We start from the raw sequence: 18,921 nt of genomic DNA on the forward strand, positions 1-18,921 counted from the left end.
CCGACGCCCCCCGGCCACCGACTTGAAGCCGCCTGAGAAACCCATACGGAGAACCGGAATGACGCTGTCGCGTCGCTCCCTCCTGGCCGGGGCGGCGGTCCTGGCCGCGTCGAGCCGGGCCCGCGCCGCGGCCGATGCCGATGTCGTGGTGATCGGCGCGGGCGCTGCGGGCCTCGCCGCGGCCGCCGCGATCCGCCGGGGCGGGCACAGCGTCGTGGTGCTGGAAGCCCGCGACCGCATCGGCGGACGGGCCTTCACCGACACCGCCCTGGGGGCGGGGCGCAGCTTCGATGCCGGCGGGCAGTACGTCCACTGGGCCGAGCGCAACCCCTGGCGGGCGATCGCGCAGGGGGCGGGCGTGCGCACCACCGACGACGCCACCAGCGCCTGGCCGGTCCTGGTGAAGGACGGCACCCGGGCAAGCGAGGCCGAGCGGCGCCAGCGCCGGGCCGGCTTCGGCCGGGTCAGCGCCCTCCTCGACCATCCGGCTCTGCCGGACCGCTCGGTCGCGCAGGCCGTGGCGGGCGAGGACGAGGCGGCGCGGGCCGCCGCCACGGGGCTGACCCGGCTCACCCTCGGCGAGGAGCCGGACCGGGTCTCCTGCGCCGATTACGACCAGCTCTGGTCCGGCGACGACATCTGGGTCGACGGCTACGGCGCCCTCGTCGCCGGCCACTACGCGGACCTGCCGGTGCACCTGACGACGCCCGTTACGGCGCTCGACTGGAGCGGGCCGGGCGTGGCGGTGGAGACGGCCCGCGGCATCCTGCGGGCGGCCTGCGCAGTCGTCACGGTGCCGGTCGGCGTGCTGGCGGCCGGCATGCTGCGCATCACCCCGGCGCTGCCGGCGGCGACGGCCGACGCGGTGGCGGGCCTCGGGATGGGGGCCTACACCAAGATCGGGCTCGCCCTCGACCCGGACCGGCTGCCGGGGCCGGACCTTCGCAACCAGGACCTGCGCGACGCCGTGATCCTGCGCAGCGGCACGCCCGGCCTGACCGCCTACCTGGAGATGCAGCCGTTCGGGAAGCCGCTGGCGGTGCTCCATTGCGGCGGGGACGGCGCCCGCGCCCTGTGCGAGGCCGGGGAGGCCGCCGCGGTCGCCGCAGCGACCGACCACCTCGCGAACGTGTTCGGGACCGGCATCCGGGCGGCCGTCTCGGCGGGCCGCCTCGCGGGGTGGTGGACCGACCCGTTCGCCCGGGGCAGCTACTCCATCGCCCGTCCCGGCCACCTCGCCGCCCGGGAGGCCCTGCGGGTGCCGGTCGGCGAGCGGGTCTTCTTCGCCGGCGAGGCGGCGGCCGGCGGCGGCGCGATGACGGTCGGCGGGGCCACGCTCGACGGCGAGCGGGCCGCGGCGGCGGTGCTCAGGCGGCTGGGGTCGTGAGGCCAGGGTTCCTGGGACCGGGGTTCCCGAGGCTCAGTGCAGCGTCAGCCGCGGTCCCTCCGCCGGCAGGCGCTCCCAGGCCTGCACCAGGGTGCCGGCCACGCCGCCGTCGCACAGACGGCTGCTGAGGTCGCAGAAGACGCGCTCGCTCATCGCGAAATCCGTCGCCATCTCGGCGTCATCGGCCTCCTCGTCGGCAGCGGCGGTGAAGCGGTCGAAGGCGGCCGACATCTCGGCGAACGCGAAGGCGACCGGCATGGTGCGGAACACGGTGGCGCAATCCTCGTCGATGTCGCCGGTATCGAGGTCGCGCATCCGCACGACGTAGCCGTCGGCGTGCTCGACGATCTCGTACTGCCAGTGCCGGCCCTCACAGGCTGCAAGGATCATCGCGCCCTCCGTCTCGCCCTGGAAGCGAATGCGGCGGCGGCCTGGAGGGTTCCGATTCGGCCGGCGGCAGGGGCGCGATTCGGCCCGATCCTCGACGAAGGGCGGAGGCCGGCTCCGACGGACGGTGAGGCCTTAGCGCCCGCTGATCCCGACCTCGTAGGCGGCGCGTCCGCTGACCCGGAGCGATGTGCCGTTGCCGAGATCGATGAAGCCGGGAGCCGTCGTGCGGGCGGCGGACGGGGGCGCCTCGCGGCACTCCGGCCGGTCGGGCAGCCGGATGCCGGGCGGCGCGTCCTGGGGACACAGGCGCGGCCGGCGTGGGCCGCGCTCCCCCGCCTCCGCAGGCAGCGCGAGCGCGGCGAGAGCGAGGGCGGCGAGGAGGCGTGCGGTCACGGGAGGCGTCTCAGGTCCGCGGCGGGTCGGAGGGCCAGGATAGCGCCCCGGTCGCGCCGGCGCGACCGGGTTCTCAGCGCCGGCCCTGGCCCATATCCGCCGGGGTCACCGGGATGGTCACCGCACGACCGTCCCGCTCGACCTGGAGCGACACGCTCCGGCCGAGGCCGGAGGCCTCCAGCGCCGCCGTCAGTTCGGCGAGGCGGCGCACCGGGCGGCCGTTGACCCCCATGATGATGTCGCCGAGGTCGCCCGTCACCGGATCGACGCCGTGCAGCCCGGCCGCGGCCGCCGGCGAGCCCGGCAGCACCCGCACCACCACGATGCCGTCGATGCCGAGGCGCGCCGCCGCATCCTCGCTCGCCGCCACGATGCCGATGCCCGGCGTCGGGGTGCGGCCGGTGCGGATCAGGTTCGGCACCACCCGGTTGACCACGTCGACGGGGATCGCGAACCCGATGCCGGCGCTGGCGCCGGAGGGCGAGAAGATCGCGGTGTTGACCCCGATCAGCCGCCCGGCGGAATCGAGCAGCGGCCCGCCCGAGTTGCCCGGGTTGATCGCCGCGTCGGTCTGGATCACGCCGGAGAGCTCCCGTCCCTCGGCGGTCGGCAGGCGGCGCTGGAGCGCGCTGACCACCCCGGTCGTCAGGGTGTGGTCGAGGCCGAACGGGTTGCCGATGGCGTAGACGAACTGCCCGACCTTCAGGTCGGCGGAGGTGCCGATGGCCAGCGGCGGCGGCGCGGCGCTGACCCACCCGAGACGCAGCACCGCGAGGTCGTAGTTCGGGGCTGTGCCGGCGACCGTCGCGGGCACCACCTCGCCGGTGGAGAGCCGCACCTGGATCTCGCCGCCGCCCTGGATGACGTGGTTGTTGGTGACGACGTGGCCGGCGGCGTCCCAGACGAAGCCCGAGCCGGTCTGCTCGCCCCCGCCCTGCCGGCGCTCGCCGGTCTCAGGATCGAAGGACAGCGCGCCCTGCCGGGGCCTGGCGAAGACGTAGACCACGGAGGGCGCCGCGCGCTCGAACAACGCCACGGTCGAGGCCTCGGCGGGAGCGAGGTCGCCCCGCGGCGTCACCGTCCTGGGCGTGTCGGCGGAGAAAAGCAGGCTCGTGACGTAGGGCTGCGCCACGAACAGCGCGAGCAGCACCAGGGCGGCGGCGAGGGCGATCCGCAGGAAGCGATCCGGCACCGTTCTGGTCACTCCGGGAAAACTTGGTACGGCTGGCGACGAAGTGGGCCGGCCCAGCGCCGCGTCAATGGCTGTCCCAGGGTCAATCGATGCGCCGGGACCGGCAGAGGAGTCCGGCGAGCCCGCGGGGCCGCCGACGCGCAGGGCACGATGGTCCCAGGCGAACCGCGAGGCGGTCGCGGCAGCGCTGCCGGGCGGGGTCGCGGCCGGAGACACGGAGAGGTTGCGAGCCCGGAACTGGGACTCTAGGTTCGGCGCCTCTTCCCCACGAAAGGTCCGGAATGCTCCGCACGCCGCCGCTCTCCCGTCTCGCCCTCCTCGGCTCCCTCGCCCTCGCCGCGCTCGCGGGCAGCGCCGAGGCCTCGCCCCGCGAGCGTCGGACGGAGGCCTGCACCCGCGCCCGGAGCGACGGCGAACGCCAGGCGCTCGGCTGCTGGCGGCTGCGGACCGAGGACGGACGCGGCCAGCGCATCCACGGCGGCGCCGCGGTCGCGGAGTTCTACGCCACCGTGCCGGCGGAGCGGGAGGCGACGGAATCCAAGGCCGACCAGCGGCGGCGCGACTGGGTCCGGGCGCGCGCCCGCGGCCGGGTGGCCGACGGCGCGCACTGAGACGGAGGGAACCGCGCCGGCGGGCCTGCCACCTTCCACCCATTGGCCGCCGCGGCACCCGCGCCTATAAGTCATCGGCAAGGAACGCCAGCAACGAGAGCCGCAGGCCGATGACCCGCATCCCGGATTTCTCGGAAATCGCCTTCGCGGCGGCCAGCCGCGCCGCCGCCGCGCCGGCCACGGCCGAGCCCTGGATGACCCCCGAGGGCATCCCGGTCAAAGCCGCTTACGGCCCGCAGGACCGGGACGGGCTCGATCTCGCCGGGTCCTATCCGGGCATCGCGCCGTTCCTGCGCGGCCCCTACCCCACCATGTACGCGACCCAGCCCTGGACGATCCGGCAATATGCCGGCTTCTCCACGGCCGAGGACTCGAACGCCTTCTACCGCCGCAACCTCGCGGCCGGGCAGAAGGGCCTGTCGGTCGCCTTCGATCTCGCCACCCACCGCGGCTACGATTCCGACCATCCCCGGGTCTCGGGCGACGTCGGCATGGCGGGGGTGGCGATCGACTCGATCTACGACATGCGGACGCTGTTCTCGGGGATCCCCCTCGACCAGATGACCGTGTCGATGACGATGAACGGCGCGGTTCTGCCGGTGCTGGCGCTCTACATCGTCGCCGCCGAGGAGCAGGGCGTGCCGCCGGAGAAGCTCGCCGGCACGATCCAGAACGACATCCTCAAGGAGTTCATGGTCCGCAACACCTACATCTACCCGCCGGCCGGGTCGATGCGGATCATCTCGGACATCTTCGCCTACACCTCGGCCCACATGCCGAAGTTCAACTCGATCTCGATCTCCGGCTACCACATGCAGGAGGCCGGGGCCACGCAGGACCTCGAACTCGCCTACACGCTCGCCGACGGTGTCGAGTACATCCGGGCCGGCATGGCGGCGGGCCTCGGCATCGACAAGTTCGCCCCGCGCCTGTCGTTCTTCTGGGCGATCGGAATGAACTTCTTCATGGAGGTGGCCAAGATGCGGGCGGCGCGCCTGCTCTGGGCCTCCCTGGTCAAGGATTTCTCCCCGGCATCCGACAAGTCCCTGGCCCTGCGCACCCACTCGCAGACGAGCGGATGGTCGCTCACCGCCCAGGACGTGTTCAACAACGTCACCCGCACCTGCGTCGAGGCGATGGCGGCGACGCAAGGGGGCACCCAGTCGCTGCACACCAACGCGCTGGACGAGGCGCTGGCGCTGCCGACCGACTTCTCAGCCCGCATCGCCCGCAACACCCAGCTTTTCCTGCAGCAGGAGAGCGGCACCACCCGGATCATCGACCCCTGGGGCGGCTCCTACTACGTCGAGCGGCTGACCCAGGACCTCGTCGCCCGGGCCTCGGCCCATATCCGCGAGGTCGAAGCGCTCGGCGGCATGGCCAAGGCGATCGAGGCCGGCATCCCGAAGCTGCGCATCGAGGAGGCGGCGGCCCGCACCCAGGCGCGGATCGATTCGGGCCAGCAGGTCATCGTCGGCGTCAACCGCTACAAGCCGGATGGCGACCGGCCGATCGAGCTGCTGCGGGTCGACAACGGCAACGTGCGCACCCTGCAGATCGACAAGCTCAAGCGCCTGCGGGCCGAGCGCGACGGCGACGCGGTGGCGGCCCGGCTCGCGGCGCTGACCGAGGCCGCGCGCGGCACCGGCAACCTGCTGGGCCTCGCCGTCGAGGCGGCGCGCGCCAAGGCCACGGTCGGCGAGATCTCGGAGGCGCTGGAGCGGGCCTGGGGCCGGCACCGGGCGGAGATCCGGGCGATCTCGGGCGTCTACAAGCGGGAGATGGGCGGCATGTCGGCGGCGGTCGAGCGGGTGCGCGGGCTGGTCGAGACGTTCGAGGAGGCGGACGGGCGGCGCCCCCGCATCCTGGTCGCCAAGATGGGCCAGGACGGGCACGACCGCGGCCAGAAGGTGATCGCCTCCGCCTTCGCCGATCTCGGCTTCGACGTCGATATCGGCCCGCTCTTCGCCACCCCCGAGGAGGCGGCGCGCCAGGCGGTGGAGAACGACGTCCACATCGTCGGCGTCTCGTCGCTGGCGGCCGGCCACCTCACCCTGGTGCCGGAGCTGAAGCGGGCGCTCGACGAGGCCGGCCGGCCCGACGTGATGATCGTGGTCGGCGGCGTGATCCCGCCGGGCGACTTCGCGGCCCTGCGCCAGGCCGGCGCCTCGGCGATCTTCCCGCCCGGCACCGTCATCGCGGAGGCCGCGGCCGAGCTGATCGCCGAGCTGAACGCGCGCCTCGGCTACGCGCCCCGGGCGGCGGCGGAGTAGCGGCGCGCCCGTCTCAAAACCGTCAAGGTTTCGGCGCCAAGGGCGGGCCCCTCCCGCCGGAAGCCCGATACCCTGTCCGTGTTCGCCGACGCGCCCTCCCTCTCCGGCCCCGCCGTGTCCGCGGCGCCCCGCCAGGCCCTCAACCTGCGCTGGCTCGCCGGCAGCCTGCTCACCGGCTTCACCGGCGCCGGGCTGATCGGGGTGGCGCTCTACCTCGCCGCCGCCGACGGCATCGTGGCGGCGCCGCCCGAGCGGGCGCTGCCGCCGCACGGCGACGGCGGTTCCGGCGACGTCGCCCGCAAGGGCGACCGGCTGGTGCGCGACGAGATGATCGTGGCGGCCAAGACCGCCTTCAAGGCGCCGATGACCGAGCGCGCCGGCGAGCGCGAGGTGATCCGCGTCCACGCCTACGTGCAGATCGCGACCGACCTGCCCCTGCGCTCGCCCGACGTGCCGGTGCCGCCCTTCGATCCCCTGCGCAGCGCCCGGATCGAGGCGCCGGCGGCGACGGAGGGCGATTCGGACCCGGCCGAGACCGCCGTGACCCTGGTGCGCAGCCCTCTCTCCGAGGCTGAGCTGGAGGACGGCGCACCCGCCCTCACCGACGGCGAGGTCGATGCCCTGGTGGCCGAGACCCAGGCGCTGCCCGACGGGCCGCTGCCGCCGGCCTTCCCGGCCGAGCGCCTGCTCTCCCGCGCCCTGCGGCCGGCCGCCATCCCTGACGATCCCGCGGTGGAGGCCCGCTTCCGCAACATCGAGGTCCGGATCCTTCCCGAGAACCTGACCCGGATCCCCGAGACCAGCACCGGCCAGGGTACGGACCAGGCCCTGTTCGAGGAGCGCGATCTCGTGCTCGCCAAGGACCAGAGCCTGGAAGACCTGCTCAGGCGCAACGGCGCCGAGCCGGCACGCCTCGCCGCCATGCTGGCGAGCCTCAGCGCCCGGGCGAAGGGCGACCTGTCCGAGGGCCAGCACGTCCGCCTTCTCATCGCGCCCGAGGGAGACGGTCGCAGCGGCGAGCGCCGCGGCATCGCCCGGGTCACCCTCTACGGCGAGGACGGCATCCAGGAGATCGTGGCGGCGAACGACCGCGGCGGCTTCGTCTCGGTGGCGCCGCCCCGGCCGGGCACCACGCAGGACGACGACGAGGAATCCGGCGTCACCCTCTACGAGAGCCTCTACGGCACCGCGCTCAAGAACGGCGTGCCGCGCCCGATCATCGAGGAGATGGTCATGGCGCTCGCGACCTCCACCGACCTGCAGCAGCGCACCGCCTCGGGCGACCGGGTCGAGTTGTTCTTCACCGAGGACGAGGATGCCCGGCCGGAGCTGCTCTATGTCGGGCTTCGCGTCCACGAGGAGACCCTCGGCCTGTACCGTTACCGCGTGCCGGGCACGGGCGAGGTCGACTATCTCGACCCGTCCGGCCGCTCGAGCCAGAAGTTCCTGATGCGCCGGCCGGTGCCGGAGGGGCGGATCAGCTCGCCCTTCGGCGCCCGCCTGCACCCGATCCTCGGCTATTACCGGCCCCACAACGGCGTCGACTGGGCGGCGACCCGGGGCACCCCGATCATGGCGACTGGCGATGGCACCGTGGTCTCGGCGGGGGCCCGCTCGGGCTACGGCAACCGGGTCGAGATCCAGCACGCCAACGGCTACACCACCGCCTACAACCACATGGCCCGGATCGCCCGCGGCGTCGCACCCGGCGCCCGGGTGCGCCTCGGCCAGGTGATCGGGGCGGTCGGCACCACCGGCCTCTCGACCGGCCCGCACGTGCACTACGAGGTCGCGATCAACGGCCGCTTCGTCGACCCGATGAAGATCCGCCTGCCGAGCGCCCGCGAGCTCGCCGGCCCGAGCCTCGCCGCCTTCCGCCAGGCCGAGGAGCAGATCGACGCCCTGCGCCAGCGTCACGGAGGGAAGACGGTGGCGGAGCGGACGTGAGGGGGCGATGCTTCGGGACTGAGCGGATCGTCCCGTCGCCCGCGAGCGTATGGTTGTCCGAAGAGAGAAACGGCGCTGGAATGCTCCTCTCCTCGCCCGCGGGAGAAGAGGAAAACCCGCGCCGATTGCGGTGAAGTGTCAGAAGCTGTTTGACTCGCTCTAACAGCATGAACATCACCGCGTCATTCCGGGGCCGCGCAGCGGAGCCCGGAATCCAGAACCGCGGATGGTTCAGGATATGGCGGACAGCTTTCCGCTTGCTTTGCATCCACCTGAGTGTCTGAGCGCGCCTGCGGCGTTCCGGGCTCCGGAATGACGCGGTGAGTGCGATATCTGTTGAGGCCGATCAAGCACAGGCTCAGCCGAGTTCCGCGATCGGCACTGTGACCGCGGCCAGCACAGCCGCCTCCGGCCGCAAGGTGGCGTCCCGGGATAGCTCCGCCACATCGCGGTAGACGTCCTCCATCGGCACCCGGTGCACCCAGGCCCCGCGCTCCTGCGCGTCGATCACCCAGTACTCCCGCACCCCGTGCCGCGCGTAGAACGTCGCCTTGCGACCCCGGTCGTAGGCGAGGCTCGAGGCCGCGACCTCGATCACCAGCAGGATCTCCGGTCACGGAATGGTGCAGAAGCCGTCCAGCGAGGCGCAGCGGGCGCTCACCGGAGCAAGGAGGAGGTCGGGTTCGAGGAGCAGGCCCGGCCCGAGCTGAAGCGTGCTCTCGACGCCGAGATAGACAGCCTCGGGAAGCCGCGGGACGAGGCGGCGCACCAAAGCATTCTTCACGACGTCGTGCGCGAAGCCCTTCGCCGCCATCTGGACCAGCTCGCCGTCCAGGAATTCGATCCGCTCGTCCTCGCGCAGGACCCCGGCAGCCAGCATCAGCCGCAGATCGCCGGCCGTGAAGCGGCGGGGGAGCGGACTGTCAGGCGTGACGTGGACGGTCATCGCGGCTCGCAGTGTTGGAACGGCCCCGAGCCTATCAGGCGACGTGCATGAAGGCACGCCGTCCACGGCTGCCGGCGCCTGCTCGCGCATCCGTCAATTGACAGACGTCGCCGGCCGCCTTGAAGTTGTTATGGCTACAAGGTGCGAACCAACTGCCCGAAGGCGGCGCCCCACGCGGCCGCCCAACCCTCACGGCGCCCGGCGCCGGCCAATCAAACGGAAGCGCCCATGATACGCCTGAACGTGAACGGGTCCGTGCGCGAGGTCGAGGCGGAGCCCGACACGCCGCTGCTCTGGGTGATCCGGGAGCAGGTCGGCCTCACCGGCACGAAGTACGGCTGCGGCATCGCCCAGTGCGGCGCCTGCACGGTCCACATCGACGGCCAGGCGGTGCGGTCCTGCTCGATGCCGGTCTCCTCGGTCGAGCCGGGGCAGAAGATCGTCACCATCGAGGGCCTGAGCCCGGACCGCTCGCACCCGGTGCAGAAGGCCTGGGCCGCCCTCGACGTGCCGCAATGCGGCTTCTGCCAGTCCGGCATGATCATGGCCGCGGCCGCCCTGCTGGCGCAGAACCCGAAGCCCAGCGAGGCGGAGATCCGCCAGGAGATCACCAACATCTGCCGCTGCGGCACCTACAACCGGGTGCTCGCCGGCATCACCCTCGCCGCCGAGGGCGGCGAGACCGGCCGCGGCTGAGGAGAGGCTACGATGACCATGACCGCCTCCCCCGCCCTGTCGCGCCGCTTCTTCCTCGCCGGTTCCGCCGCCGCCGCGGGCGGCCTGGCGCTGGGCTTCGACCTGCCCGGGGCGGAAGCCGCCCCCGCCGGCGCGCCCCCCGAGGTCAATGCCTGGGTGGTGGTGCGCCCGGACGAGACCGTGGTGATCCGCATCGCCCGCTCGGAGATGGGCCAGGGCACCCTGACCGGTCTCGCTCAGCTCGTGGCCGAGGAGCTCGGCTGCGACTGGGCCCGCGTGACGACCGAGTACCCGACGCCGGGCCAGAACCTCGCCCGCAGCCGGGTCTGGGGCGACTTCTCCACCGGCGGCAGCCGCGGCATCCGCGAATCCTACGTCGCGGTGCGCCAGGGCGGGGCCGCCGCCCGCACCATGCTGGTCGCGGCCGCAGCAGCGGAATGGGGTGTCGCGCCCGCCGAGTGCCGGGTCGAGAAGGGCGTCATCAGCCATCCCCCTTCGGGCCGCTCGACCACCTTCGGCAAGGTCGCGGGCGCGGCCGGGCGGATGGAGCCGCCGAAGGACATCGCCCTCAAGGATCCGAAGGACTGGATCATCGCCGGCAAGCCGGTGAAGCGCCTCGACACGCTCGAGAAGACCGACGGCTCGCAGGTCTACGGCATCGACCTGACGCTGCCGGGGATGCTGAACGCCGCGATCCGCGACTGCCCGGTGGTCGGCGGCACGGTGAAGAGCGTCGACGCGTCGGCGGTGGAAAAGATGCCGGGCGTGCGCAAGGTGGTGCGGGTCGGCGACAGCGCCGTGGCGGTGGTGGCCGACACGTTCTGGCGCGCCAAGACCGCCGTCGAGGCGCTGCCGATCGTGTGGGACGAGGGCCCGAACGCCAAGGTCTCGAGCGAGACGATCGCCGCGACCCTGCGGGAAGGGCTCGACGCACCGGAGGCCTTCGTCGGCAACAAGGCCGGCGACGCGGCGGCCGCGCTCAAGGGCGCCGCCAAGGTGGTGGAGGCGACCTACTCCTACCCGTTCCAGAACCACGCCACGATGGAGCCGATGAACGCGACGGCGCGCTGGACGCCCGAGCGCTGCGAGGTCTGGACCCCGACCCAGAACGGCGAGGCGGCGCTGGCCGCCACCGCGGAGGCCGCCGGGCTCCCGGCCCGCCAGTGCGACGTCACCAAGATCCACCTCGGCGGCGGCTTCGGGCGCCGCGGCGCCACGCACGACTGGGTGCGCCAGGCGGTGCTCATCGCGAAGGAGCTCCCCGGCACCCCGGTCAAGCTGATCTGGACCCGCGAGGAGGACATGACCCACGGCCGCTACCACCCGGTCACCCAGTGCCGGATGCGGGCGGCCCTCGACGAGGCCGGCAACCTCACCGGCCTGCACATGCGGATCTCCGGCCAGTCGATCCTGGCCGGCATCATCCCGGGCCGGCTCGGCGCGGACGGCAAGGACCCGGTGACGTTCCAGGGCCTCAACCCCGGCGGGGCGGAGGCGGCGATCGGCTACACGATCCCGAACCTGCTCATCGACCACGCCATGCGCAACCCGCCGATCATCCCGGGCTTCTGGCGCGGGGTGAACACCAACCCGAACGCGATCTACCTCGAGTGCTTCCTCGACGAGGTGGCGCACGCCGCCGGCCAGGACCCGCTGGCCTTCCGGCGCAAGCTGATGAGCAAGCACCCCAAGCACCTCGCGGTGCTGAACGCGGTGGCCGAGCGCATCGGCTGGGAGACCGCCAAGCCGCCGGCGGGCGTGCACCGGGGGCTGGCCCAGATCATGGGCTTCGGCAGCTACGTCGCGGCCGCTGCGGAAGTCTCCGTCGGGGACGACGGCAAGATCAAGGTTCACCGCATCGTCGCCGCCACCGATCCGGGCGTCGCGATCAACCCGCAGCAGATCGACGCCCAGGTCGCCGGCTCGTTCGTCTACGGCCTGTCGGCGGCGCTGTACGGCGAGTGCACGGTGAAGGACGGCCGCATCGAGCAGACCAACTTCGACACCTACCCGGTGCTGCGCCTCGACGAGATGCCGGCGGTGGAGACGATCCTGATCCCGTCGGGCGGCTTCATCGGCGGCGTCGGCGAGCCGACGATCGCGGTGGCGGCGCCCGCGGTCCTCAACGCGGTCTTCGCCGCCACCGGCAAGCGGGTGCGGCAGATCCCGGCGAGCCGCACGGACCTGAAGCGCGCGTGAGGCTCGGTCTCCTGCTCCTGGTGCTGGCGGGACCGGCGGCGGCCGCGTCGCCGCCGGGCGCCTCCTCCTGCTCGGGGTGCCACGGCGCCCCGGGCGGGGCGGTGCCGAGCCTCGCCGGCCACTCGGCCGAGGACATCGCGGCGTCGCTCGCCGCCTTCCGGACGGGCGCCCGGCCCGCCACGGTGATGAACCGCATCGCCAAGGGGTTCTCGGAGCCGGAGAGCCGGGCGATCGCGGACTGGATCGCGAGAGGCGGCCCGTGACGGAGATCGGCCGCCGGGCGGTGCTGGCGGGGCTCGCCGCCGCCGCCCTTCCGCGCCCCGCCGTCGCGCAGGGCGCGCGCGGGCGCGTGGTCGTGGTCGGCGGCGGCTTCGGCGGGGCCACCGCGGCGCGGGTCCTGCACCGGGCCGGCCTCGCTGTCACCCTGGTCGAGCCGGTGGAGACCTACTACGCCTGCCCGTTCAGCAACGAGGTGATCGCGGGCCTGCGCCCGATGTCGGCGCAGGCCCTCGGTTACGAGGGCCTGCGGGCGGCCGGCGTGACCCTGACGCGGACGAGCGCCGAGGCGATCGACGGCGCCGCCCGGCAGGTGCGGCTCTCCGACGGCACCACCCTCGACTACGACCGGCTGATCCTCTCGCCGGGGATCGCCCTGCGGTTCGACGCCCTGCCGGGCTACGACGAGGCCGCCGCCGAGGCGATGCCGCATGCCTGGAAGGCGGGAGCCCAGACCGAGCTGCTCGCCCGCCAGCTCGCCGCGATGCCGGAGGGCGGCACCGTGGTGCTGTCGGTGCCGGGCAACCCCTATCGCTGCCCGCCCGGCCCCTACGAGCGGGCGAGCCTGATCGCGTACCACCTCAAGACGCGCAAGCCCCGCGCCAAGCTGATCGTGCTGGACGCCAAGGACACGTTCTCCAAGCAGCGCCTGTTCGAGCAGGCGTGGCGGGCGCTCTACCCCGATCACCTCGAATACGTGCCGCTCGCGGCCGGCGGGCAGGTCGCCTCCGTCGATGCCGGCGCGATGAGCGTCGCCACCGACTTCGCGACTCACAAGGCCGACGTCGCCTGCATCATCCCGCCCCAGCGCGCGGCACCGATCGCCGCCGCGGCCGCGGTGGCCGACCGCAGCGGCTGGTGCCCGATCGACCCGGTCACCTTCGAGTCGCGCCTGGTCCCGCGGATCCACGTGATCGGCGACGCCGCCATCGCCGGGGCGATGCCGAAATCCGCCTTCGCGGCCAACGCGCAGGGAAAGGTCTGCGCCGACGCGGTGATCGACCTCCTGGCCGGGCGCGCCCCGGCGGCGCCGAAGCTCATCAACACCTGCTACAGCCTGGTCGCTCCGGGCTACGGCATCTCGGTGGCGGGGGTCTATCACCCGGCGAACGGAGTGCTCGCCGATATCGAGGGCGCCGGCGGCACCAGCCCCGTCGACGCGCCCGACACGGTGCGGCGGCAGGAGGCGGCCTACGCCGAGGACTGGTACCGCACCATCACCGCCGCGGTGTTCGGGTGAGGCGGAGAGCCGCCACCCTGGTTGCCCTCACGCAGGCCGCGCTGGCCCCGGTGCACGTTGTCGGCGACGCGATCCCGCTGCCGCTCGACGGCCGGACCGGGGATGCGGACCGGGGCCGGGCCGTCGCCCTCGACACCCGCAAGGGCCTGTGCCCGCTCTGCCATACCGGCCTCGGCGGATCCGCGCCGGCAGGGGACCTCGGACCAGACCTCGCCGACGTCGGCGCGCGGCTGTCGGCAGCGCAGCTGCGCCTGCGCCTCGTCGACGGGCGCGCCTTGAATCCCGCGACCCTGATGCCCTCCTACTACCGCATCGACGGCACCGAGCGGGTCGGCGGCGCCTGGCGCGACCGGCCGGTGCTGGAGGCGGGGGAGATCGAGGACGTGATCGCCTACCTCGTCACGCTGAAGGGAGGGCGCGCGACGCCATGAGGACCTTGGCCATGCGGACCCTGACGGAACGCCGCACGATCCTCGCCGGGGGCGCCGGCCTGCTCGCCGTCGCGTTCGCGCGCCCGGGCGCCGCCGCGATCGTCCGGCCGACCCGGGAGGCGACCGTGGAGGCGATCCGGCGCTTCACCGGGGGCGCCCCGGTCGAGACCGGCCGGATCCGGCTCGACATGCCGCCGCTGGTCGAGAACGGCAACACGGTGCCGCTCGCGATCACCGTCGAGAGCCCGATGACAGAGGCCGACCACGTCCGCCGCATCGCGGTGTTCAACGACAAGAACCCGCAGCCCCACGTGGTGACGCTGCATCTCGGTCCCCGGGCCGGGCGCGCAGCGGTCAGCACCCGGATCCGGCTCGCCGATTCCCAGACCATCACCGCCATCGCGGAGATGCGCGACGGCACCTTCTGGTCCGCCACCGCCGACGCGATCGTGACCCTCGCCGCCTGCGTGGAGGGATAGCCGTGGCCCGCGCCCTCATCAACCTGCCGAAGACCGCCAAGGCCGGCGCGGTGATCGAGATCAAGACCCTGATCTCGCACCCGATGGAGACCGGCTATCGCCCCGGCCCGGACGGCCGCCTGATCCCGCGCAACATCATCACCGACTTCGTCTGTACTTACGACGGCGAGGAGGTGTTTCGCGCCGAGCTGTCGCCGGCGAGCGCCGCCAACCCGTACCTCACCTTCACCACCGTGGCGACGAAGACCGGGACCCTGCGCTTCACCTGGACGGGGGACAACGGGTTCTCGCAGACGGAGGAGATGGGAATCACGGTGGTGTGAGAATCCCGACGACCGGCTCAAGGTGAGGCTCGGATCACCCCTCCCCCCTCTGCGGGGGAGGGTTCAGGAGCGGCACGCTATCCGATCGTCTCCCCCTCCCGCAGCGCCCGGCGCAGCACCTTGCCGACATTGGTCTTCGGCAGGCTGTCGCGGAATACGTAGCGGCGGGGGACCTTGTAGGCGGTGAGCGCGGCGCGGGCGTGGGTGCGCAGCGCCTCCGCGGTCAGGTCGGGATCGCGGCGGACCACGTGGGCGACGACGCTCTCGCCGGTCTCCCCCGAGGGCTCGCCGACCACCGCCACCTCGAGCACCCCCGGATGCGCGGCGAGCACGTCCTCGACCTCGTTCGGATAGACGTTGAAGCCGGAGACCAGGATCATGTCCTTCATCCGGTCGACGATGCGGACCTGCCCGTCAGGCTCGATCAGCGCCACGTCGCCGGTGCGGAAGAAGCCGTCCGGGGTCATCGCCCGCTCGGTCTCGTCGGGCCGGCCCCAGTAGCCGGCCATCACCTGCGGGCCGCGGACGCAGAGCTCGCCGGGCTGGCCCGGCGGCAGGATCGCGCCGGCGTCGTCGCGGATGCAGACCTCCGTCGAGGGCACCGGGTAGCCGATGGTGCCGGACCAGTCGTGCAGGGTCGGCGGGTTCACGGCCACGACCGGGGCGGTCTCGGACAGGCCGTAGCCCTCGATCACCGGCCGGCCGGTGACGGCCTTCCAGCGCCGGGCCACCGGCGCCTGCATCGCCATACCGCCGGCGATGGCGTAGTCGAGCCGCGACCAGTCGACCTTGCCGATGTCGGGGTGGTTGAGCAGGGCGTTGAACAGGGTGTTGACGCCCGACAGGTTGGTGAAGCGGTGCTTGCGCAGCAGGGCCACGAAGCCGGCGATGTCGCGCGGGTTCGGCACCAGCAGGCAGCAGGCGCCGAGGCGCAGCATGAAGAAGAAGCAGCAGGTCAGCGCGAAGATGTGGTAGAGCGGCAGGGCCGTCACCATCACCCGGCCGGGCCCCTCGTCGTCGCGCATGCCGAACCACACCCGGCTCTGCTCGACATTGGCCGCGACGTTGCGGTGGGTGAGCATCGCCCCCTTCGACACGCCGGTGGTGCCGCCGGTATATTGCAGGAAGGCGAGGTCGTCGGGACCGACCGCGACCGGCCGGAAGGTCGCCCGCCGCCCGGCCGCGAGCACCGCCTTGAAGGCCGTCCGGCGCTCGGGCGGCAGGGCGAAGGGCGGCACCGCCTTCTTGAGGTGGCGCGCCGCCAGGGTGACGAGGGACCCTTTCAGCCCGAGCCCGTCGCCGGCGCCGGCCACCACCACCCGCTCGAGGCCGGGCAGCTCTGGCAGGGCGTCCGCGACCGTGCGGCCGAAATTCTCCAGCACGAACAGCACCCGGGCCCCGGCGTCGCGCAGCTGATGGATCAGCTCGCGGGGGGTGTAGAGCGGGTTGACGTTGACGACCGTGGCGCCGGCGAGCAGCGCGCCGACGAGCACGATGGGGAAGGCCGGCACGTTGGGCATCATGATGGCGACCCGGTCGCCCTTGGCGATGCCCTGCCCCCGCAGCCAGGCCGCCACCGCCTCGCCCTCGCGGCGCAGGTCCGCGAAGGTCAGGGACACGCCGAAGCAGGTCACTGCCGGGCGGTCGGCGAAGCGGCGGGTGCTGGTCTCGATCAGCTCGACCAGGGTACCGAGGCGGTCGGCTTCGATCTCCGCCGGGACGCCGGCCGGGTAGGCGGCGAGCCAGGGCCGCGGCGGGGTGTTCGGTTCCATCGCGCTCGACCCCTCGCCCATTACCTCACACCCTCCCCGGTGCCGGATGCCTCGTCGGGCTCCGGCTTTCCTTCCGGTTAGCGTCTCGCCCGGGCCGTTTCAACCGACGCGCGGGAGCCAGCCAGGCTGAAGGCCGCATGGGGCAGGAAAGCCGCGAGGACGAGGCCGAGCGCCAGGGCCGCCTGCTCGCCGGAGAGCGGCAGACGCGGGAAGCCCGACAGCCCGAGATCCCGCGCCGCCGCGAGCACGAAGAGGGCCCAGGCGAGCGCGAGGTAGCGCAGGACCGCCGGGCCGAGGGCACGCCATCGGTCACCCCGGTGCGGCAGGCCGCGGGCGACGAGGGCGGAAAGGCCGAGGGCACCGCCGAGCAGGAATGCCGCCGCCGCCGCCCCGAGAACCTGCGCCACCCCCATCGGCTGGCCGGACAGGAAGGCGACGCCGCCGACCGAGAAGCCGGCCCGCAGCACGAGACCGCCATAGGTCGGGTGCAGCGACAGGGCGAGCACCAGGGCGATGCCGAGGACCGCACCGAGCCAGCCGCGCCAGCGCCGCGCGGCGAGCGGCAGCAGCGCCGCCCGCGCGACCCCGTAGGCAATGGCGGCGAAGAACAGCGGGTAGCGGTCGGCGAAGAAGCCGTAGGACCACGCGTCGAGCCCCGCCGCGGCGAGCGTCGCCTGCGTCGTGCCCGCGGCGGCAGCGAGGGCCACCACGGCGACCGCCGCCCCGAGGGGCACCAGGGCGGCGAGGCGCCCGGATCGGCCGGGGGCCACGGGAGCGGCGCCGACGAGGGCGCCGGCCGTCGTGCTCACGCCTCGTAGTGGTCGCGCACGAGCCGGTCGAGGAGCCGCACGCCCCAGCCCGAGCCCCAGGAGCGGTTGACCTCGGTCGCCGGCGCGCTCATCCCGACGCCGGCGATGTCGAGGTGGATCCACGGCACGTCGTTGACGTAGCGCTTGAGGAACTGCGCCGCCGTGGCCGAGCCGCCGTGGCGGCCGCCGGTGTTCTTCATGTCGGCGAACTTCGATTCGATCAGCTTGTCGAAGCCGGGGGTGAGCGGCATCCGCCAGACCCGCTCGCCGGTGGCCTCGCCGGCGGCCGAGAGCCGCTGCGCCAGCTCGTCGTTGTTCGAGAACATGCCGGCGAATTCCTGGCCGAGCGCCACCAGGATCGCGCCCGTCAGGGTCGCGAGGTCGATCATGAACCGCGGCTTGTAGGTCTGCTGCACGTGCCAGAGCACGTCGGCGAGCACCAGGCGCCCCTCGGCGTCGGTGTTGATGATCTCGATCGTCTGCCCCGACAGCGAGGTCACGATGTCGCCGGGGCGCTGGGCCTTGCCGTCGGGCATGTTCTCGACGAGGCCGATGGCGCCGAGCGCGTTCACCTTGGCCTTGCGGCTGGCCAGCGCGTGCATCAGGCCGACCACGCAGGCGGCGCCCGCCATGTCGCCCTTCATGTCCTCCATGCCGCCGCTCCCCTTGATGGAGATGCCGCCGGAATCGAAGCACACGCCCTTGCCGATGAAGGCCACCGGCGCCTCGGCCGGGTCCTCGCCGCCGTTCCAGCGCATGATGACGACCCGGGCCTCCTTGGCCGAGCCCTGCGCGACGGCGAGGAGCGCCCGCATGCCGAGCTTCTTCATGTCCTTCTCGTCGAGGACCTCGATCTCGACGCCGAGCTTCTCCAGCGCCTCGGCGCGGCGGGCGAACTCCTCCGGATCGAGGACGTTCGGCGGCTCGTTGACGAGCTCGCGGGCGAGGATCACGCCCTCGGCCAGCCCTTCCGCGCCGCGCACGGCCTTCTTCAGCCCGGCATTCTCCGGCACCAGCAGGGTCAGGCGCCCTCCCCCGCCGCTCTCCTCGCCCTCGGCCGCCTTCTTGCTCTTGTAGCGGTCGAACTTGTAGGCGCGCAGCCGCGCGCCGAGGGAGAAGGCCGCGACCTCGTCGGGACCCGGCGCGGTGCCGGGCCATTCGAGCACCACCGTGGCCGACCGGCTGCCGAGCTTGCCGGCGGTGAAGCCGCCGAGCGTCGCCCAGTCGCGCCCGGCCGCCTCATCCGCGCCGGTCCCGATCACCACCAGGCGCTCGGCCGAGAGACCCGACGGCGCGGTGAGGACGAGGGCGCTCAAGGCCTTGCCCTTGAAGCGCTCGACGCCGGCGGCGCGGGCGACGAGATCGGCGGCGCCAGGGCCGGCGATCTCGGCGGCCCGGGGCGACAGGGCGAGATCCTCGCCGACGAACAGCACGAGGTCGCCGCCGCTCCCGCCGGGCTTCGCCGGCGCGCCGCCCGTGGCGAGGGATTCGATCTCGATGCTGATGCCGTCCGCCATGGCGCTGCTTTCGTCCCGTCCGTTGATTGATCGCGCGTCT

17 protein-coding genes and 1 pseudogene are annotated in these 18,921 nt (G+C 73.2%); 11 read left to right on the forward strand and 7 right to left on the reverse strand.

The annotated features are described in order from the left end of the window. The first annotated feature begins 58 nt into the window (after nt 1-58). Nucleotides 59-1,387 carry a flavin monoamine oxidase family protein gene (locus VQ02_RS12780; protein ID WP_048444584.1) on the forward strand — a complete coding sequence of 443 codons (1,329 nt, stop codon included), beginning with the start codon at nt 59-61 and terminating at the stop codon, nt 1,385-1,387. A gap of 33 nt (nt 1,388-1,420) precedes the next feature. Here VQ02_RS12780 and VQ02_RS12785 read toward each other — a convergent pair whose 3' ends face one another. The 3 genes from VQ02_RS12785 to VQ02_RS12795 form a co-directional block, all read right to left on the reverse strand. After that, nucleotides 1,421-1,777 carry a hypothetical protein gene (locus VQ02_RS12785; RefSeq protein WP_048444585.1) on the reverse strand — a complete coding sequence of 119 codons (357 nt, stop codon included), beginning with the start codon at nt 1,775-1,777 and terminating at the stop codon, nt 1,421-1,423. Between the two features lie 132 nt (nt 1,778-1,909). After that, on the reverse strand, nt 1,910-2,170 hold the full coding sequence (locus tag VQ02_RS12790) for a hypothetical protein (protein ID WP_048444586.1): 261 nt from the start codon (nt 2,168-2,170) through the stop codon (nt 1,910-1,912). 73 nt (nt 2,171-2,243) lie between these two features. After that, complete coding sequence (locus tag VQ02_RS12795; RefSeq protein ID WP_048444587.1) at nt 2,244-3,362, reverse strand: S1C family serine protease; 1,119 nt, start codon at nt 3,360-3,362, stop codon at nt 2,244-2,246. 281 nt (nt 3,363-3,643) lie between these two features. Between VQ02_RS12795 and VQ02_RS12800 the strand changes: the two genes are divergently transcribed. The 3 genes from VQ02_RS12800 to VQ02_RS12810 all read left to right on the forward strand — a co-directional run bounded on the left by VQ02_RS12800 (nt 3,644) and on the right by VQ02_RS12810 (nt 8,193). Beyond that, complete coding sequence (locus VQ02_RS12800; RefSeq protein ID WP_048444588.1) at nt 3,644-3,973, forward strand: hypothetical protein; 330 nt, start codon at nt 3,644-3,646, stop codon at nt 3,971-3,973. 110 nt (nt 3,974-4,083) lie between these two features. Further along, nucleotides 4,084-6,246, forward strand: coding sequence for a methylmalonyl-CoA mutase (scpA, locus tag VQ02_RS12805; protein WP_048444589.1), 2,163 nt, complete (start codon nt 4,084-4,086; stop codon nt 6,244-6,246). A gap of 78 nt (nt 6,247-6,324) precedes the next feature. Next, on the forward strand, nt 6,325-8,193 hold the full coding sequence (locus tag VQ02_RS12810; protein ID WP_048444590.1) for a M23 family metallopeptidase: 1,869 nt from the start codon (nt 6,325-6,327) through the stop codon (nt 8,191-8,193). A gap of 358 nt (nt 8,194-8,551) precedes the next feature. Here the strand turns inward: VQ02_RS12810 and VQ02_RS12815 are convergent. Further along, nucleotides 8,552-9,229 (reverse strand): annotated as a pseudogene (locus VQ02_RS12815) (Uma2 family endonuclease). 138 nt (nt 9,230-9,367) lie between these two features. Here VQ02_RS12815 and VQ02_RS12820 point away from each other — a divergent pair. From VQ02_RS12820 to soxZ, 7 genes are read left to right on the forward strand one after another with little or no spacing between them, the layout of a single operon-like run. Then, nucleotides 9,368-9,835, forward strand: a complete 468-nt coding sequence (locus tag VQ02_RS12820; RefSeq protein ID WP_048444591.1) for a (2Fe-2S)-binding protein — start codon at nt 9,368-9,370, stop codon at nt 9,833-9,835. Between the two features lie 18 nt (nt 9,836-9,853). After that, a complete protein-coding gene (locus VQ02_RS12825; protein ID WP_425339899.1) occupies nt 9,854-12,034 on the forward strand; it encodes a xanthine dehydrogenase family protein molybdopterin-binding subunit in 2,181 nt (726 codons plus the stop codon). Continuing rightward, on the forward strand, nt 12,031-12,297 hold the full coding sequence (locus VQ02_RS12830) for a c-type cytochrome (RefSeq protein ID WP_048444593.1): 267 nt from the start codon (nt 12,031-12,033) through the stop codon (nt 12,295-12,297). Before VQ02_RS12825 ends, VQ02_RS12830 begins: the two co-directional genes overlap by 4 nt. After that, entirely contained in the window at nt 12,294-13,550 is a 1,257-nt protein-coding gene (locus VQ02_RS12835; RefSeq protein ID WP_083469187.1) for an NAD(P)/FAD-dependent oxidoreductase, read from the forward strand. Before VQ02_RS12830 ends, VQ02_RS12835 begins: the two co-directional genes overlap by 4 nt. Further along, nucleotides 13,547-13,981 (forward strand): sulfur oxidation c-type cytochrome SoxX, encoded by a 435-nt coding sequence (gene soxX / locus VQ02_RS12840; RefSeq protein ID WP_048444594.1) that lies wholly within the window; start codon nt 13,547-13,549, stop codon nt 13,979-13,981. The genes VQ02_RS12835 and soxX overlap by 4 nt, the downstream gene beginning before the upstream one ends. An 11-nt stretch (nt 13,982-13,992) precedes the next feature. Next, nucleotides 13,993-14,460, forward strand: a complete 468-nt coding sequence (locus tag VQ02_RS12845) for a SoxY-related AACIE arm protein (protein WP_157080611.1) — start codon at nt 13,993-13,995, stop codon at nt 14,458-14,460. A gap of 2 nt (nt 14,461-14,462) precedes the next feature. Beyond that, entirely contained in the window at nt 14,463-14,783 is a 321-nt protein-coding gene (gene soxZ, locus VQ02_RS12850) for a thiosulfate oxidation carrier complex protein SoxZ (protein ID WP_048444596.1), read from the forward strand. Nucleotides 14,784-14,860: 77 nt separating this feature from the next. Here the strand turns inward: soxZ and VQ02_RS12855 are convergent, their stop codons facing one another. From VQ02_RS12855 to VQ02_RS12865, 3 genes are all read right to left on the reverse strand, one after another. Further along, nucleotides 14,861-16,555, reverse strand: coding sequence for an AMP-binding protein (locus VQ02_RS12855; protein WP_048444611.1), 1,695 nt, complete (start codon nt 16,553-16,555; stop codon nt 14,861-14,863). A 77-nt stretch (nt 16,556-16,632) separates the two neighbouring features. Next, on the reverse strand, nt 16,633-17,364 hold the full coding sequence (locus VQ02_RS12860) for a hypothetical protein (protein ID WP_245239716.1): 732 nt from the start codon (nt 17,362-17,364) through the stop codon (nt 16,633-16,635). Continuing rightward, complete coding sequence (locus tag VQ02_RS12865) at nt 17,361-18,881, reverse strand: leucyl aminopeptidase (RefSeq protein WP_048444597.1); 1,521 nt, start codon at nt 18,879-18,881, stop codon at nt 17,361-17,363. Before VQ02_RS12865 ends, VQ02_RS12860 begins: the two co-directional genes overlap by 4 nt. Nucleotides 18,882-18,921: the final 40 nt, after the last annotated feature.

The sequence above is a fragment of the Methylobacterium variabile genome, assembly GCF_001043975.1.
In the GTDB taxonomy this organism is placed as follows: Bacteria; Pseudomonadota; Alphaproteobacteria; order Rhizobiales; family Beijerinckiaceae; genus Methylobacterium; species Methylobacterium variabile.